Annotated in this window: 17 protein-coding genes; 11 read left to right on the top strand and 6 right to left on the bottom strand. The window is 49.6% G+C overall.

The window, feature by feature from the left end; all coding sequences use genetic code 11:
• The first annotated feature begins 27 nt into the window (after positions 1-27).
• From tkt to H579_RS0110010, 3 genes are all read left to right on the top strand, one after another.
• Positions 28-2034 (top strand): transketolase, encoded by a 2007-nt coding sequence (gene tkt, locus H579_RS0110020; protein WP_028300563.1) that lies wholly within the window; start codon positions 28-30, stop codon positions 2032-2034.
• A gap of 337 nt (positions 2035-2371) precedes the next feature.
• A complete protein-coding gene (locus tag H579_RS0110015; protein WP_028300562.1) occupies positions 2372-2812 on the top strand; it encodes a Panacea domain-containing protein in 441 nt (146 codons plus the stop codon).
• 12 nt (positions 2813-2824) lie between these two features.
• Positions 2825-3238 carry a hypothetical protein gene (locus tag H579_RS0110010; protein WP_028300561.1) on the top strand — a complete coding sequence of 138 codons (414 nt, stop codon included), beginning with the start codon at positions 2825-2827 and terminating at the stop codon, positions 3236-3238.
• A gap of 165 nt (positions 3239-3403) precedes the next feature.
• Here the strand turns inward: H579_RS0110010 and H579_RS25160 are convergent, their stop codons facing one another.
• The gene (locus tag H579_RS25160; protein WP_245583247.1) at positions 3404-3679 is read right to left on the bottom strand and encodes a nucleotidyltransferase domain-containing protein; all 276 of its coding nucleotides are present in this window, start codon (positions 3677-3679) and stop codon (positions 3404-3406) included.
• A 244-nt stretch (positions 3680-3923) separates the two neighbouring features.
• On the opposite strand from H579_RS25160, the gene H579_RS0110000 reads away from it, so the two are divergent.
• From H579_RS0110000 to fba, 3 genes are all read left to right on the top strand, one after another.
• Complete coding sequence (locus tag H579_RS0110000) at positions 3924-4946, top strand: type I glyceraldehyde-3-phosphate dehydrogenase (RefSeq protein WP_245583246.1); 1023 nt, start codon at positions 3924-3926, stop codon at positions 4944-4946.
• Between the two features lie 69 nt (positions 4947-5015).
• Positions 5016-6224, top strand: a complete 1209-nt coding sequence (locus H579_RS25155) for a phosphoglycerate kinase (RefSeq protein WP_051227517.1) — start codon at positions 5016-5018, stop codon at positions 6222-6224.
• A 212-nt stretch (positions 6225-6436) separates the two neighbouring features.
• Positions 6437-7501, top strand: coding sequence for a class II fructose-bisphosphate aldolase (fba, locus tag H579_RS0109990; protein ID WP_028300559.1), 1065 nt, complete (start codon positions 6437-6439; stop codon positions 7499-7501).
• Positions 7502-7732: 231 nt separating this feature from the next.
• On the opposite strand, the gene H579_RS0109985 is transcribed toward fba, so the two are convergent.
• Both H579_RS0109985 and H579_RS0109980 read right to left on the bottom strand, forming a co-directional pair.
• Positions 7733-8005, bottom strand: coding sequence for a Txe/YoeB family addiction module toxin (locus H579_RS0109985; RefSeq protein WP_028300558.1), 273 nt, complete (start codon positions 8003-8005; stop codon positions 7733-7735).
• Complete coding sequence (locus H579_RS0109980; RefSeq protein ID WP_028300557.1) at positions 7986-8258, bottom strand: type II toxin-antitoxin system Phd/YefM family antitoxin; 273 nt, start codon at positions 8256-8258, stop codon at positions 7986-7988. The genes H579_RS0109985 and H579_RS0109980 overlap by 20 nt, the downstream gene beginning before the upstream one ends.
• Positions 8259-8455: 197 nt before the next feature.
• Between H579_RS0109980 and chrA the strand changes: the two genes are divergently transcribed.
• On the top strand, positions 8456-9655 hold the full coding sequence (chrA, locus tag H579_RS0109975; RefSeq protein WP_028300556.1) for a chromate efflux transporter: 1200 nt from the start codon (positions 8456-8458) through the stop codon (positions 9653-9655).
• Positions 9656-9957: 302 nt separating this feature from the next.
• On the opposite strand, the gene H579_RS27835 is transcribed toward chrA, so the two are convergent.
• The gene (locus H579_RS27835; RefSeq protein WP_051227516.1) at positions 9958-11226 is read right to left on the bottom strand and encodes a diguanylate cyclase; all 1269 of its coding nucleotides are present in this window, start codon (positions 11224-11226) and stop codon (positions 9958-9960) included.
• Between the two features lie 265 nt (positions 11227-11491).
• Between H579_RS27835 and H579_RS29110 the strand changes: the two genes are divergently transcribed.
• Positions 11492-11641: a hypothetical protein gene (locus tag H579_RS29110; RefSeq protein WP_157834595.1), complete on the top strand. Its 150-nt coding sequence runs from the start codon at positions 11492-11494 to the stop codon at positions 11639-11641.
• A 139-nt stretch (positions 11642-11780) separates the two neighbouring features.
• Here H579_RS29110 and H579_RS0109960 read toward each other — a convergent pair whose 3' ends face one another.
• The gene (locus tag H579_RS0109960) at positions 11781-12449 is read right to left on the bottom strand and encodes a glutathione S-transferase family protein (RefSeq protein ID WP_028300555.1); all 669 of its coding nucleotides are present in this window, start codon (positions 12447-12449) and stop codon (positions 11781-11783) included.
• A gap of 237 nt (positions 12450-12686) precedes the next feature.
• Between H579_RS0109960 and H579_RS25145 the strand changes: the two genes are divergently transcribed.
• From H579_RS25145 to H579_RS29980, 3 genes are all read left to right on the top strand, one after another.
• Entirely contained in the window at positions 12687-13571 is an 885-nt protein-coding gene (locus tag H579_RS25145) for a LysR family transcriptional regulator (protein WP_051227515.1), read from the top strand.
• 66 nt (positions 13572-13637) lie between these two features.
• Entirely contained in the window at positions 13638-14000 is a 363-nt protein-coding gene (locus H579_RS0109950; protein WP_028300554.1) for a translation initiation factor Sui1, read from the top strand.
• Positions 13993-14805: a globin domain-containing protein gene (locus H579_RS29980; RefSeq protein ID WP_084624061.1), complete on the top strand. Its 813-nt coding sequence runs from the start codon at positions 13993-13995 to the stop codon at positions 14803-14805. The genes H579_RS0109950 and H579_RS29980 overlap by 8 nt, the downstream gene beginning before the upstream one ends.
• 133 nt (positions 14806-14938) lie before the next feature.
• Here H579_RS29980 and H579_RS0109940 read toward each other — a convergent pair whose 3' ends face one another.
• Positions 14939-15535: a glutathione S-transferase family protein gene (locus H579_RS0109940; protein WP_028300552.1), complete on the bottom strand. Its 597-nt coding sequence runs from the start codon at positions 15533-15535 to the stop codon at positions 14939-14941.
• Positions 15536-15578: the final 43 nt, after the last annotated feature.

The raw sequence follows: 15578 nt of genomic DNA, 5'->3' as shown, positions 1-15578 counted from the left end.
CATCACACACCCAGGAGCCAGGTAAGCATGCCTTCCCGTTCTGATTTAGCTAATGCCATCCGTGCCTTGAGCATGGACGCCGTCCAGAAAGCCAAGTCCGGTCACCCCGGTGCCCCAATGGGGATGGCTGATATTGCTGAAGTGCTATGGAACGACTTCTTAAAGCACAACCCACAGAACCCGAACTGGTACAACCGCGACCGCTTTGTCCTGTCCAACGGACACGGTTCTATGCTGCTGTACTCTCTGCTGCATCTGAGCGGCTACGATCTGTCTATCGACGATCTGAAAAACTTCCGTCAGCTGCACGCTAAAACCGCAGGTCACCCTGAGCACGGTTATGCGCCTGGTATTGAAACGACCACCGGTCCTCTGGGTCAGGGTATTGCTAACGCGGTAGGTATGGCAGTGGCTGAAAAAGCCTTAGCGGGTCAGTTCAACCGTGACGGTCACGAGATTGTTGATCACTACACCTACACCTTCCTGGGTGATGGCTGCATGATGGAAGGTATCTCCCACGAGGTATGTTCTCTGGCCGGTACACTGGGTCTGGGTAAACTGATCGCGTTCTACGATGACAACGGCATCTCTATCGATGGTGAAGTAGAAGGCTGGTTTACTGATAACACCGCACAGCGTTTTGATGCTTACGGCTGGCACGTGATCAAAGTAGACGGTCACAATCCAGAAGAGATCAAAGCCGCGGTTGAAGCGTCTAAAGCAGAAGCTGATAAGCCAAGCCTGATCATCTGTAAGACCATCATCGGTTTTGGTTCACCAAACAAAGAAGGTAAAGAGGATTGCCACGGTGCACCTCTGGGTGATGACGAAATCGCACTGACCCGCGAGCGCCTGAACTGGCCTCACGCGCCATTCGAAATTCCTGCAGAGATCGCAGCGGGCTGGAATGCACAGGAGAAAGGTGCAGCAGCTGAAAGCGCGTGGGCAGAGCAATTTGCAGCTTACCAGGCGGCACATCCTGAGCTGGCCGCTGAGCTGGAGCGTCGTATGAACGGCGACCTGCCTGCAGACTTCGCTGAGAAAGCCGATGCGTACATCAAAGCCTGCCAGGAAAAAGGCGAGACCGTTGCGACCCGTAAAGCGTCTCTGAACAGCCTGAACGCCTTTGGTCCTGAGCTGCCTGAACTGCTGGGCGGTTCTGCGGATCTGGCACCATCTAACCTGACCTTCTGGAACGGTGCAAAAGCGATCACCGCTGACGATGCTTCCGGTAACTACATGCACTACGGTGTACGTGAGTTCGGTATGGCTGCCGTCATGAACGGTGTGGCGCTGCACGGTGGTTTTGTCCCTTACGGTGCGACCTTCCTGATCTTTATGGAATACGCCCGTAACGCAGTACGTATGGCGGCTCTGATGAAGCAGCGCGCTATCTACGTATTCACCCACGACTCTATCGGTCTGGGTGAAGACGGTCCGACTCACCAGCCGGTTGAGCAAGTACCTAGCCTGCGTGGCACGCCAAACATGAGCGTATGGCGTCCATGTGATGCGGTAGAGACTGCCGTATCCTGGAAAGCAGCGCTGGAGCGTAACGACGGCCCGACTTCTCTGATCCTGTCTCGTCAGAACCTGGCGCATCAGCCACGTACTGAAGAGCAGCTGGCGAACATCGCCCGTGGTGCTTACGTACTGAAGGACTGCGAAGGTACAGCTGATGCTATCCTGATCGCTACCGGTTCCGAAGTGACTCTGGCGCTGGATGCGGCAGAGAAGCTGACTGCAGAGGGCAAGAAGATCCGTGTAGTCTCTATGCCTTCTACCGATCGTTTTGATGCACAGGACGCGGCTTACCGTGAGCCTGTACTGCCTGCTGACGTGATCACTCGTGTCGCAATCGAAGCAGCGCACAAAGACTTCTGGTACAAGTACGTGGGTCTTGAAGGTGCCATCATCGGTATGGAAACCTTCGGTGAATCTGCACCGGCAGATCAACTGTTTGAAGAGTTTGGTTTCACTGTGGACAACATCGTTGGCACAGTTTCCGAACTGCTGGAAGAACTGGACGACTAATTTAATCGGTCGTTAGCATCTGCCAAGCATTCACAAAAAGGGCAGGCCATTTGGTCTGCCTTTTTTGCTTATACCACTCCCGATAAGTTTCTTGATATCAGAGTAGGTTGGATAAGCGAAGCGCCATCCGACAGTGACTTCGATATATGGCTATTGTCGGAAGGTGCCTTGCGTCTTTTCCAACCTACAACAACTTATCTGGATTGGTATTAATTGGATATACTTAATAGTAGACTCTTAGAGCTTTATTCTGGCTAAACAACTTGTTTTGCTGCGATTGATCCCGATATTCTAACGGGTAAGTGTTTAGATTTTCGGATAGCTTGGGAGGTAAGCGATGATCAGTGTTCGTGAAGTGGCTAACTATATGCTACATCGTGATGCTATGAATGAAGGCGATGGATTGTCTAATCTGAAACTGCAAAAGCTGGTTTATTATGCCCAAGGATTCCACTTGGCTATTTTTGATCAGCCTTTATTTGAAGAGCGGATAGAGGCCTGGACCCATGGTCCTGTGACCCCGGAGCTTTATCAACAGTATAAAAGTTTTGGTAAAAACCCTATTCCTCTAGCTGGTGATAGTGGCCTGAATCAGTGTGTATTCAGTGATAATCAACGCGAACTTCTTGATGAGGTCTTTGAGGTTTTTGGTCAATACTCGGCTTGGAAGCTGCGTGATATGACTCATGAAGAGTCTCCTTGGCTGAATAACGAGTCTCATGCCGGAGTGATAAGCCCAGACGAGATTAAGGAATACTTTAAAACACGAATCCAGTAACGGATATGGGGTATGGTCAGAAAAAGGATTAAGGCCAGACAGCCTAAACAAGGGCACTCAGTTAAAGCATTGGATGTGCCCAACTATGATAATCGTCCACCCGTCTTCTCTTTAGAACGAGTACAACAGGGTAATTACTGCTTTTCCTCTCTCGATCAAACACATAAAGCACAATTTGCCGAAGCGATATTTCGCCGTAGAGGCATTACTTGGCGGGAGATAAAATCTGTTGATCGACATAGCCTCGGTTTTGAGAAGATAGCCCGCAGTGGTATAAAGGCACCGATCCCCGCTTTTATCACTGAAGACGAAGAAAGCTTTCTTGCATTTCGTTATAACGGTATGAGCCCTATGGTTGGCTACCGGGTACGGGATGTGTTTTATGTCTTATGGTTTGATCATAACTTTACGCTGTACAAGCATTAGAATGAATTTGTGAGTCGAGAGAATTGCTGGCTTTGCCTCCTCTTTCGGACATACGAAAAATGCCCATCCCTATCAGGATGGGCATTTTTTGCGAAAATCAAATGACCTTATAGCCTATCCACCCCTGCTGGTGGGGTCTTCACATCATCATTAGAGTGCATGCTTTTACCAACCCCATCCCTTACGATCAATCACCAGGTCTATCTTCTGTTCGGCCAATTGCTGATAAAGCGCGGCCTTGGCTTTAATCATTGCTTTGGCTATTAGACTGGTATCAGAGGTTTCAGGTTCCAGATAGAGATCGATATCACCGCCTCTGGCCTGATCATCCAAATGGGAACCAAACAGATAAACCAGGCTTTGATTGCCAAAATGTTGGCGTAATGTGCTAACAATTTGCTGAGTCTGTTGCAGACTTAGACGCACGGTCTTGATCCCCACTTTGACACATTAATGGTGGTTACTTCAGTAGTAACCCTCTTTTTCCTCTTAGAGCTATCCGCGCTAGATCTCTATGAAACAAGTTCAGTGGATTAATATCTTGAAACTTCCGTCGCACAAGTTTGCGCCCAGCCGTCGGATGGGAGAAAATGTCGCTCCATTTTTCGGTCATTAGGCGCAAAGATAGCTGCCGATGATCAGTAACGCTGCGATTTAGTTTTTTGTTAACGGAGTGGCGCATCCTTTGGGTATATACAAGCTGGCAATTAATGGTTATGGCCGTATCGGGCAGTGTGTCCTGCGGGCCTGTGCTGAACGTTCCGATTGCTCCGATCTCCAGGTCGTGGCGTTAAACGAGCTATCTGATCTGGATACGATTACCTACCTGACCCGTTATGATTCCACCCATGGGCGCTTTCCTGCTGAAGTCAGCCAGACTGAAACTGAACTGGTGGTTGCAGGTCGGCCTATACAGGTGTTGAGTCAACCGGATGCGTCTTTGCTGCCCTGGGGCGAGCTGGGTATTGATCTGGTGATGGAGTGCTCGGGCTCTTTCAAAGACCGTGCATCTGCGCAGCAGCATCTGGATTCCGGTGCTAAGCGTCTGCTGTTTTCCCAGCCTGCAGAAGCGGATGTGGATGCCACTATTGTTTATGGTCTGAATCAGCATGAACTCAGGTCCGAACATACCATTATTTCCAGTGCGTCCTGTACGACAAACTGTGTGATCCCTATTTTAAAGCTGATCGATGATCACTTTGGTATTGCTCACGGGGTTACCACGACGATTCATTCTGCGATGAATGATCAGCCGGTGATTGATGCTTATCACCAGACCGATCTGCGTTTGACCCGCGCCGCGATGAGTTCGATTGTGCCGGTAGATACTGGTCTGCCAAAGGGGATTGATCGTTTGTTGCCTCATCTGTCAGGCAAGTTTGAATCCCTTCATCTGCGGGTGCCGACGTTGAATGTATCGGCGATGGATATGACCCTGTGTGTGAACACCGATGCCAGTGCGGAGCAGACCAATCAGATCCTGTCTGAGGCGGCGAAAGGGCCATTATTTGGGCTATTGGGCTATACCGAAGAGCCCCATGCCTCGGTAGACTTCAACCATGATCCGCGCTCAGGCATTGTGGATGGTACTCAGACCCGGGTCTCCGGTAAGCGTATGGTGAAACTTTTGTGCTGGTTTGATAACGAGTGGGGCTACGCCAATCGTATGGTGGATGTGGCTCTGTCCTGGTTAAGGCAAACCCGGTAACGGCAAAAAACTGCGCCTGACAACGTATTGCATTTTTATCCTTGTAACTGAAACGGTAGGAATTATCCCATGTCCGTATTGAAAATGACTGACCTGCAACTGGCCGGTAAACGCGTCCTGATTCGTGAAGATCTGAACGTACCGGTTAAAGACGGTAAGGTAACTTCTGATGCACGTATCCGTGCTTCTCTGCCTACGATTGAACTGGCGCTGAATGCCGGTGCTAAAGTGCTGGTGATGTCTCACCTGGGCCGTCCAACGGAAGGTGAATACGCCGAGGAGTTCTCTCTGGCACCTGTGGCGAATCATATCGCTGAACTGCTGGGTCGTGAAGTACGTCTGGAGAAAGATTACCTGAGCGGTCTGGAAGTGGCGGACGGTGAACTGGTCATTCTGGAAAACGTACGTTTCAACAAAGGCGAGAAGAAAGACGAAGACGAACTGTCCCGTGCTTATGCGTCTCTGTGTGATGTTTTCGTGATGGATGCCTTTGGTACGGCGCACCGTGCCCAGGCGTCTACGCATGGTGTCGCACGTTTTGCTCCGGTTGCCTGTGCCGGTCCTCTGCTGGCCAATGAGCTGGATGCACTGGAAAAAGCCCTGGCCGCACCGGCCAAGCCAATGGCGGCTATCGTGGGTGGTTCCAAAGTTTCCACGAAACTGGAAGTGCTGTACGCATTGTCTGATAAGTGCGACAACCTGATCGTGGGTGGTGGTATCGCGAACACCTTTATCGCAGCGGCAGGCTACAATGTGGGTAAATCCCTGTATGAAGCGGATCTGATTCCGATTGCCAAGAGCCTGATGGAAAAGACCTCAATCCCTGTTCCGGTTGACGTGGTTGTTGCGAAAGAGTTCAGTGAAAATGCTGAAGCCGTTGTGAAAAAAGTGGATGAAGTTGCTGACGATGAGATGATTCTGGATATCGGTCCTGAAACAGCGGCGCAACTGGCGGCACAACTGAAAGAAGCCAAGACCATTCTGTGGAACGGCCCTGTGGGTGTTTTTGAGATCGATCAGTTTGGCGAAGGCACCAAGACTCTGTCTCTGGCCATTGCTGAAAGCGAAGGCTTCTCTATTGCCGGTGGTGGCGACACGCTGGCCGCGATTGGCAAATATGATATCGAAGATAAAGTCTCTTATATCTCTACCGGTGGCGGTGCTTTCCTGGAATACGTGGAAGGTAAAAAACTGCCAGCAGTCGTCGCGCTGGAACAAGCTGCTAAACTGGTAGCAGACGACGTTGATACTTGCTGTGGCAGCGGTTGCTGCGATTAATCCCCTGTTTAACAGTCGGGTACTACGACAACTGTCAGAAAACAGTTGAGATACGGCAAGGCTAACGCTAGTCTTGCCGGACTTATTTTCCAGGACTGGGTAGCAGGTCATCAGTTTAGTTTTTTTCTGAGCTGACGAGACTGACACCGGGTACTGAAACTTATTTCATACATCCAAAATCGAATCTTACGATTTAACCAAGGATATTGATCATGGCTTTAATCAGTATGCGTCAGATGCTGGACCACGCTGCAGAGTTTGGTTACGGCGTACCGGCTTTTAACGTAAATAACCTTGAGCAGATGCGCGCGATTATGATCGCTGCGGATAAAACTGACTCGCCTGTTATCGTGCAAGCCTCTGCTGGCGCACGCAAATACGCCGGTGCTCCTTTCCTGCGCCACCTGATTTTGGCAGCAATTGAAGAATTCCCGCACATTCCTGTGTGTATGCACCAGGATCACGGCACCAGCCCAGCGGTATGTCAGCGTTCTATCCAACTGGGCTTCAGCTCCGTAATGATGGACGGTTCCCTGATGGACGACGGTAAAACACCTGCGTCTTACGAGTACAACGTAGACGTAACCCGTCGTACTGTAGACATGGCACACGCGTGTGGTGTTTCTGTAGAGGGTGAGCTGGGTTGTCTGGGGTCTCTGGAAACCGGTCAGGCCGGTGAAGAAGACGGTGTTGGCGCAGAAGGCACTCTGGATATGGACCAGATGCTGACTGATCCTGAAGAAGCCGCTGACTTCGTTAAGAAAACCGGTGTTGATGCACTGGCAATCGCTATCGGTACTTCTCACGGTGCGTACAAGTTCACCAAGAAGCCGACGGGTGATGTACTGCGAATCGACCGCATCAAAGAGATTCATGCCCGTATCCCGGATACTCACCTGGTGATGCACGGTTCCTCTTCTGTACCTCAGGAGTGGCTGGCAGTAATCAACGAGTTTGGCGGTGAGATCCCGGAAACTTACGGTGTACCGGTTGAAGAGATCGTTGAAGGTATCAAGCACGGTGTGCGTAAAGTAAACATCGATACGGATCTGCGTCTGGCTTCTACCGGTGCGATTCGTCGTTTCCTGGCGGAAAACCCATCTGAGTTTGATCCGCGTAAATACTTCAAAGCGTCTATGGATGCGATGGTTCAGATCTGTGTGGATCGTTATGAAGCGTTCGGTACAGCGGGTAATGCAAGCAAGATCCGTGCAGTATCTCTGGACGATATGTTCGCCCGTTACGCCACTGGCGAACTGGACCCTAAAGTAAAATAATCCGTTTTACTGTTATACCAAACCAGATAAGTCGTTGTAGGTCGGAAAAGCCGCAAGGCGCCTTCCGACAATCATCCGATACCGGAGCAAATGTTGGATGGCGCTTCGTTTATCCAACCTACTTTGATATCAAGAAACTTATCGGGAATGGTATTAGTTGATCCAAGAAAAACCCGCATAGCGATATGCGGGTTTTTTTCGTACTAAAAGATGAGAATGACGTGAAGAGGACTATTTAAACTGCTCGTAATGACCACCGATGGCAAAAATATAGATATAGTGATCATCGAATTTATAGATCAAGCGATCCTTCTGGCTGATACGCCGGGACCAGAAGCCTGAGAGGTTGTGTCTTAAGGCCTCAGGTTTGCCGATACCCTGAGTCGGATCTGCCCTGAGTAGTTCCTTCAAAATGCGACATAGGGCTTTATGCAGTTGCTTATCTCTATTACGAAGCTCTTCGTATACCTGCCAAGTACTCCCTTCAAAGATTAAGGATCTCATCCAGTTCCTCCTTGGAAGGTTGATGCCCCTTGTGTTGCTGATGGGTTTCCATGGATTCAGCAATCTGTTTCATCAGTGCCTGATTTTGCAGCACATATAGCGTTTCCTGTTCCCGTTCCCAATCTTCAGCGCTAATCACCACAAAATCCTCACCAGAGCGGCGGGATACTTTTAAGGGCTGATGGTCCTGAACTACAGTTTCAATGTAGCTTTTCAGATTATCGCGAAACTTGTTAACACTGACACTGTCCATTTTACACTCTCGTGATGTACGGTAATTCCGTACATATTAAATTAGGCTTGGGTATTCAGCCAGAAAAAGATTTCGATTAGCCGACGGCTATAGATAAGATCTAATGCCATAAAAATGAAATCTCAACCTGATAAGGATAGGCGCTTCGTTATTTATAGACTGAGCATGCGTAATTTCATCGAAAAAATGGAGAGCAAATGAAACCAGCCATTGAAGTTTTCTGGCGTTTTTTACTGCTGGGTTGTGTCAGTTTTGGTGGGCCTGCGGCTCATATCGGTTATTTTCGTACCACCTTTGTGGAAAAGCTGAAGTGGTTAGATGACGATGCTTATGCCCGTTTGGTGGCGTTAAGCCAGTTTCTACCAGGGCCGGGCTCCAGTCAGGTGGGGTTTGCGATTGGTGTCAATCGTGCCGGTTGGTTGGGTGGTTTAGCGGCGTTTACTGGTTTTACCCTGCCGTCTTTTGTCTTGTTAACCCTGTTGGCGACGTTGACGTTGCAGCATACGGATACCGGTCTGTTAAACGGTGCGATTCATGGTCTTAAGTTGTTGGCTGTCGTGGTGGTCGCGGATGCCTGCCTGGGGATGTATCGCAATTTCTGTAACAACCAATGGACGATGGCAATTGCGGTTTTAACGGCGGTTGTGTTGTTGATGCTACCGGGCATTGGTAGCCAGATTGTGCCGCTGATTGTTGCAGCGGGTTTTGGTATCTGGCAAAGACAGCGGCTGATGTCTGAAAGCTCTGCTAAGGCGGCGCAGTCAGTCGCTTCGTCTTATTCGCAAGCAGGGCAATCCAATCAACCCGGTGTATTGAAGTCCCGTGCGTTATGGCTGTTTTTTGCTTTGCTATTAGGCTTACCTTTGTTTGCTTCAATCGCGGAAAGCCTGGATCTGTTCAGTCGTTTCTATCAGGCGGGTAGCTTGGTGTTTGGTGGTGGTCATGTGGTTCTGCCGCTGTTACAGGAGTTGGTTGGCGAAAGCATGGCTCAGGATCGCTTTCTGACTGGTTATGCGGCGGCACAGGCGGTGCCGGGGCCGATGTTTACTCTGGCTTCTTTCCTGGGGGCTGATCTGTGGTTAGAGAGTCCAATTGCGGGGGCTTTTATTGCGACAATCGGTGTTTTTGCGCCAGGTCTATTGCTGATGTATGCCCTGCAACCTCACTGGGAGCAATTAGCGGCTAAACCGAAAATGGCGGCGGCTGTGGCTGCGATTAATGCGGCGGTAGTCGGTTTGCTGCTATCGGCGTTGTATACGCCCGTGTTTAGCTCGGGGGTGTTGTCTGGCGTCGATATGGCGCTGGTGCTGTTAGGATTCTGGGTGTTAAAACAGCTGAAGTTATCCCTGTTATGGATTGTGGCCGCTTATCTGATGGTCGGTATGATCTTTTTCTAAGGCAACAGGTCCTTTAGGGTCATGCTTCTTCTTGGACAGCGCTTCTTCCAGAATAAGACTCAGGCCGGTGACTGTGGATATATTCTCTCTGTAATAAGGGAATAGGGGCAGTCACCGACCTGATTGTTTTTTAGTTGGGCTGTTTTATCCACAGGGAGATGGAGTAAACGTTATTCACAGAAGTTAATGATCCTCTGCTTATTCGCTTTCTTGTTGCTTGTTCTTGCGGCAGTGCTTCTGATTTTAGGCTTTATAAGCCTCCAGCCTCCAGCCTCCAGCCTCCAGCCTCCAGCCTCCAGCCTCTAGATTGAAAAATCCGTTAAACGATTGGCTTTGAGTTCACGTTTGTGTTGATACATGCTTTCATCGGCCCGGTTGAGCAGGCTTTCAAAGCAGTCTTCCGCGGTCATCTCACACACTCCAAAACTGGCATTCAGAAAGAGTTCGCCCTGGGGGATGGAGAGCGGAGTGCCAGCCAGAGCTTGCTGTACTTTGCCTTTGATCTCTTGAGCTTCATTCAACTGAGTCGTTGGCAGCAGGGCCAGAAACTCATCACCGCCCAGGCGAAAGGCAAAGTCGGTGCCTTTCAGTTGTTCGGTGATGATACGGCCAAAGTGACATAGGGCATCATCGCCTACCGCGTGACCATAGGTGTCATTGATCGGTTTAAAGCGATTTAGATCAATTGAGAGAATGGAAAAGGGCGTGCTATGTTGTTCAAAACGAGTAATCTCTTCCGTTAACACTTCGGTGAGTTTTTTGCGGTTGTATAGCCCTGTCAAAGGATCAATCAAGGAGGCCTGTTTCAGCTTTTTAAAGGCATTCAGTAAGTCAGAATGTTCTTTCAGAATCAGGTCTTCGATCTCAGCAATTTCGGCAATCGGTGTTTTAGAGCGTTTCAGGATGATTTGATCCGACTGGCTGATCGACTTCATTTTATCGATAAACTGATCAAAGGGCGCAATAATACTGGCCTTGATTGCCCGGGTGTAGACGAGATACGTAGCGACGACTGTCAGTATCAGCAGGAGCATATTCATAATAAAGCTGTGCAATAGCGGCAGCTTCAGGTTTTCAAAACCATAGCTGATACTCAGGACTCCGGCGATGTCGCCTGCTTTGGCATTGCCGTGGCAGGCAAGACATTCAGCCTGAAACTCTATGGGTTTAGAGTAGATAAAACCATACTCACTCCGGTAGCTCACACGATTATCAGGGCCGATACCTTTCAGTAATTCGGCTTCTGCTTCCGTAAATTTCCACCGGCTTTCCCTGGCACCAAAAAGCTCAATAACCTTCTCCGAGCGGTGCATGTGGAAGTTGACGCCATTATGATAGTTGTTCAGCTCATTTAATTTTTTGCTGATATCCTCTTTATTCCAGCCTTTCTGCATAAAGGCATAGAGATTGGCAAAAACGATATCCGATAAAAACTCGCCTTCCTGTTGAACCGCTTTTTTTACCAGAGTGATCTGGTAGGCTACCAACAAGGAACCGATGAATACGGCTACCAGCAAACCAGAGGCTAAAGAGAGCTTTTTAAATTTAGAAAACAGGGCGACCTTCCGCATAGAGATCCTTTCATCTGGTTGAGAGTAAGTCTGATGTTAAGCTGGAAAGCGGCTTAACATCTATGTGGCGACATTCCCTGTTGCAAACCCCAGACCTGGGATATTGTTGTTTTCCATAGGTTAATTTTAAAACGGTAGCGACAGTGAAGGTAATGGTAAAAGGCACTTTATATAGTTGTCTTTGCTATATGGATGATAAGTATCAATTAAGAACCGGGTTGAGTCTTATCATTTAGTCGGTTTAAAAGCTGATGAGAGGTTGAGCATGCAAGAGTTTATACAGAATAATCAGGGTGTTATTGCCGCAGTGCTGTTTTTGATGGTGCTGCCGTTTTATATCAAGAAGATCAAACAGTGGTCTAAGGCCAGTCAGGAAAAAGATAAGGCACGACGCAAAAGGCTTAAGGATCTTTAGTGCTGTGCAGGCGAATACTGCAGAAGTATAAACGGTGGTGCTGTCGCGAAATGCGAAGCGCCCTGAACGGGTGCTCAGGGCGGGTTTTCAGGACGTGGGCGCAGAGAAGCCGGTGCGTTTATCCGGCTGAATTTAGGCGTCAGTGAGCCTCGACTTCCGCAACCTGGATTACTTCCGATTCATCACAGGCTGCTGCCTTCCATTCCTGATAGGCTTCCAGCTGCTCTACCTGCTGACAGTAAGCTTGACAGGCTTCCGGCAGATCCACCTGATAGGTGATAAAGCGACTGACTACAGGGGCATAAAACGCATCGGCGATAGAAAAATCACCCAGCAACCAAGGCCCACCTGAAGCGGTTAACAGCTGTTGCCACAGGCTACTGATACGGTCGATCTCTTTCTGCGCAGCGTCTGAAGGCGTAAAGCCTGAGAAGGTTTTACGCATATTCATCGGTAGCTCACCGCGCAGGGCAAAAAAGCCTGAGTGCATTTCGGAAACCGCTGAACGTCCCATGGCTCTGAGTGTTGGATCTTTAGGCCAAAACTGCCCTTCACAACATTCATTGATATATTCGCAGATCGCCAGAGAATCCCAAATTTCTATTTCTTGTGCCTGATCTCCCTGTTCCTTTAAAACGGGCACCTTACGGCTGGATGAGTGTTGAGCCATTAACGCTGGCATCTCATCGGTCATCAAAGGGATGCGGATCTCGCTAAAACTCCAGTTGGCCTGCTTCATTAACAGCCAGGGGCGCATCGACCAGGATGAGTAGTTTTTATTGCCTATGATCAGGGTTCTTTCAGTCATTTTTCTTCCTCCATGTGATGGATGCAAGTCTGGAAGAATCCTGTTAAGCGCTCAAACGAATAATATTTACCTCAGGTATAAGCGAGGCTTATCGGTTTGCTTGATAGGGAAAAGGGTATGATGGTGACTAAGATGGAGTTCTTAGAATGGCTGGACTAGCTGTAAAATAGTGATGACAGACGCTGTAGAAAATAGTAGTAGAGTGCTGTTTAAGATAAGAGCCAGGAGGATAACAATATGATGGAAACCGAGCTGTTGCGTACCTTTCTGGCTGTGGTCGATACCGGCAGTTTTACCCGTGCAGCCAGGCAGATTTTCCGTACTCAGGCGGCGGTCAGTCAGCAGATGAAGCGCTTGGAGCAGACCCTGGGCAAAACGTTATTCGAACGTGAAGGGCGGGTGCTGGAGCTGACTCAGGATGGCAAAGCACTGACCGGTTATGCTCGTCGAATAGTGAATTTGCATGATGAAGCGATGCAGCAACTACAGCAGGAAGAAGCCTGCCCTCCGCTACGGTTGGGCTGCCCGGATGATTATCTGCATACGGTTGTACCCGGGCTACTGGCTTTGATTGAACAGCGTTTTCCAAAGCTTGAGGTACAGATTTTTGGTGGTTCGACCAATCGTTTGCGTCCCCAGTTGGATGCCGGTGAGCTGCACCTATCGGTGATGACCCGTCACCCCGGCAGTGATGAGGGCTATACCCTGTTTCAGGATCAGGGCGTATGGGTGATTCCCGACGGTATGGACCCGGAAAAGGTGGAAGTATTACCTTTGGCGCTGTCCGAGCCGGATTGTAAGTTTTACAGCACCGCCATTGATGGACTGGAAAAACTGGGGCGACGCTATCAGGTGCGCGCCGTAGTGAATAATACCGCGCTGCTGGCGGAACTGGTGCGGCGTAACGGTATGGTCAGTGCCATGGTGACCAGTGGTGTCCCGGCAGGAATGACAACGCTGGAAGCGGGCACCACACTGCCTGATCTGCCTTCGGTGGCGATTGTGATGGCGGTGGCAGCAAAAGGCCATCCATTAGTGACGGCACCTGTGATACAGCAGATCTGTCAGGCGTTCAGATCTGGTACCTGGAACCCTGTGCCTCTTTCCGCCACCGTAAGCTGACGGTACACTTATTCCCTATCGCTTAATCCTTTTTTCTTAATCCATCTTGAACCTGTGGATAAAACAATGTCATTTGATAAGTTAAGAAGCCTGGTTTACTCAACAGAAACGGGCCGTGTATGCCCGGATTGTGAGAATCCAGTGGATCAATGTACCTGTAAACAAGCCGATGACAGCATTCCTGAAGGGGATGGTATTGTCCGGGTGAGTCGCGAAACCAAGGGACGGAAAGGCAAGGGTGTGACCCTGATTAAAGGTGTCCCGGTTCCTGCCAGTGAGCTGAAGAAGCTGGCCAAAGAGCTGAAAACCCGTTGTGGTACCGGCGGCGCGGTTAAAGATCATGTGATTGAGATCCAGGGGGATCAGCGTGATCTGCTGGTACAGCTGCTCACCGATAAAGGTTTTAAAGTGAAAAAAGCCGGTGGCTGATTGGTATCTGTACGTCATAGAAACCGACGGCCAGCGTCTGTATACCGGGATTACTACCGATGTTGAACGGCGCTTTACTGAGCACCAAACCGGTAAAGGCGCGCGCTTTATGCGGGGCCGTAAGTGCTTTACTTTACGCCACCAGCAGCGGATTGGCAGTCGAAGTCTGGCGTCAAAAGCAGAGTACGCTTTTAAGCAGTTAAAGCGCAGTGATAAGCTGTTTTGGCTGGCTCAGGGAGAGATCCCTTTCCACCCGGAAACCGGCAAGCTATCTATAACAGCAGCAGCCACAACCACACCAAACCACAAGCAGCGAAAAACACAGAAAGCTGCTGAGTCCAGGCTCAGGCATGAAAACAGCAGAATAATACAATCAGGATTAGAGATGACGACAGAAGCAAAACAAGACCCACGCCCTTACGGCACCGAAGATGCGTCTTTCCAGGCCGCAGGCGGTGAAGAAGGCATTAAAAAGCTGGTCGATGCGTTCTATAAAGCGATGGATACTCTGCCAGAAGCCAAGCGTATTCGTGATATGCACGATGCCGATCTGACGGTATCCGCTGACAAGCTTTACCGTTTCCTGTGCGGTTGGTTAGGTGGCCCAACACTGTTCCGTGAGAAGTATGGCCCCATAGCTATTCCCCGTGCCCATGCACACCTGGATATCGGGATTGCCGAGCGTGATGCCTGGCTGCTGTGCATGAAGGAAGCGCTCAAGGATCAGGATTACGCCGATGACTTTAAAGAGTATCTGATGGCTCAGCTGTTCCGCCCGGCAGAATTTTGTCGTACCCGCGATTGATACATTGCAAGCGATAATAATCAAAACCGCCAAGGCCTGATCAAAGGCGTTAGCGGTTTTTTATATCTGCTCTCAAGTTCAGCTTGTTAGTGTGATTCTTCAGAGATGTTATTCAACCTGCCTGTCCAATGTTTTATTCAATGCCTGGCATAGGAATAAAGCCCGGCAGCTCTTTAATGCGCGCCATCCAGGCATTAATCGCCGTATAGTCAGACAAATCTATACCACCTTCCCAGGCAACTGCCAGATAAGGAAAAACGGCACAATCGGCGATGGTTGGACGACCCAGAGCCAGCCAGTCGTGTTGTTGCAGGTGTTGCTCCAGTACCGGCAGGATAATTCCCGAAATATCCAAAGTACGAGACTTATCCAACGAAATGCCAAACTTATCGATTAAACGAGCGGAGCAAGGACCATGCTGAATCTCGTTAGCGGCGGCCGATAACCATTGCATCACTTCGGCTTGTTGAGCCGCGCCATCCGGCCACCACTGATGGCCACCGTATTGGCGCGCTAGATAAACCAAAATAGCTTGAGAGTCTCTCAGTACCAGATCCCCATCTTGCAATACCGGTAGTTGGCCCAGGGGGTTAAGCTCAATGACTGGTGCTTTTTTATGATCTCCGGCCAGGAAATCCACCGGTTGCAGTTCCAGGGAAATACCCGCCAGAGCGGCAAACAATCGAACTTTGTAGCAGTTACCGGATAGATCTAAATCGTACAGTTTCATCCTGATATCCTCGTTGTTGTGAGTGGACACTTGTCCTGGCTAA

Origin of the sequence: Oceanospirillum beijerinckii DSM 7166 (assembly GCF_000422425.1) — a bacterium.
In the GTDB taxonomy this organism is placed as follows: domain Bacteria; phylum Pseudomonadota; class Gammaproteobacteria; order Pseudomonadales; family Halomonadaceae; genus Oceanospirillum; species Oceanospirillum beijerinckii.
The sequence above is the reverse complement of the archived record's forward strand: the minus strand, read 5'-3'. Positions and strand labels throughout refer to the sequence as shown.

Coding starts and splice junctions, on each gene's coding strand:
- tkt (WP_028300563.1), top strand. CDS start 28: ATGCCTTCCCGTTCTGATTTAGCTAATGCCATCCGTGCCTTGAGCATG.
- H579_RS0110015 (WP_028300562.1), top strand. CDS start 2,372: ATGATCAGTGTTCGTGAAGTGGCTAACTATATGCTACATCGTGATGCT.
- H579_RS0110010 (WP_028300561.1), top strand. CDS start 2,825: ATGGTCAGAAAAAGGATTAAGGCCAGACAGCCTAAACAAGGGCACTCA.
- H579_RS25155 (WP_051227517.1), top strand. CDS start 5,016: ATGTCCGTATTGAAAATGACTGACCTGCAACTGGCCGGTAAACGCGTC.
- fba (WP_028300559.1), top strand. CDS start 6,437: ATGGCTTTAATCAGTATGCGTCAGATGCTGGACCACGCTGCAGAGTTT.
- H579_RS0109985 (WP_028300558.1), bottom strand. CDS start 8,005: ATGAGATCCTTAATCTTTGAAGGGAGTACTTGGCAGGTATACGAAGAG.
- H579_RS0109980 (WP_028300557.1), bottom strand. CDS start 8,258: ATGGACAGTGTCAGTGTTAACAAGTTTCGCGATAATCTGAAAAGCTAC.
- chrA (WP_028300556.1), top strand. CDS start 8,456: ATGAAACCAGCCATTGAAGTTTTCTGGCGTTTTTTACTGCTGGGTTGT.
- H579_RS27835 (WP_051227516.1), bottom strand. CDS start 11,226: ATGCGGAAGGTCGCCCTGTTTTCTAAATTTAAAAAGCTCTCTTTAGCC.
- H579_RS29110 (WP_157834595.1), top strand. CDS start 11,492: ATGCAAGAGTTTATACAGAATAATCAGGGTGTTATTGCCGCAGTGCTG.
- H579_RS0109960 (WP_028300555.1), bottom strand. CDS start 12,449: ATGACTGAAAGAACCCTGATCATAGGCAATAAAAACTACTCATCCTGG.
- H579_RS25145 (WP_051227515.1), top strand. CDS start 12,687: ATGATGGAAACCGAGCTGTTGCGTACCTTTCTGGCTGTGGTCGATACC.
- H579_RS0109950 (WP_028300554.1), top strand. CDS start 13,638: ATGTCATTTGATAAGTTAAGAAGCCTGGTTTACTCAACAGAAACGGGC.
- H579_RS0109940 (WP_028300552.1), bottom strand. CDS start 15,535: ATGAAACTGTACGATTTAGATCTATCCGGTAACTGCTACAAAGTTCGA.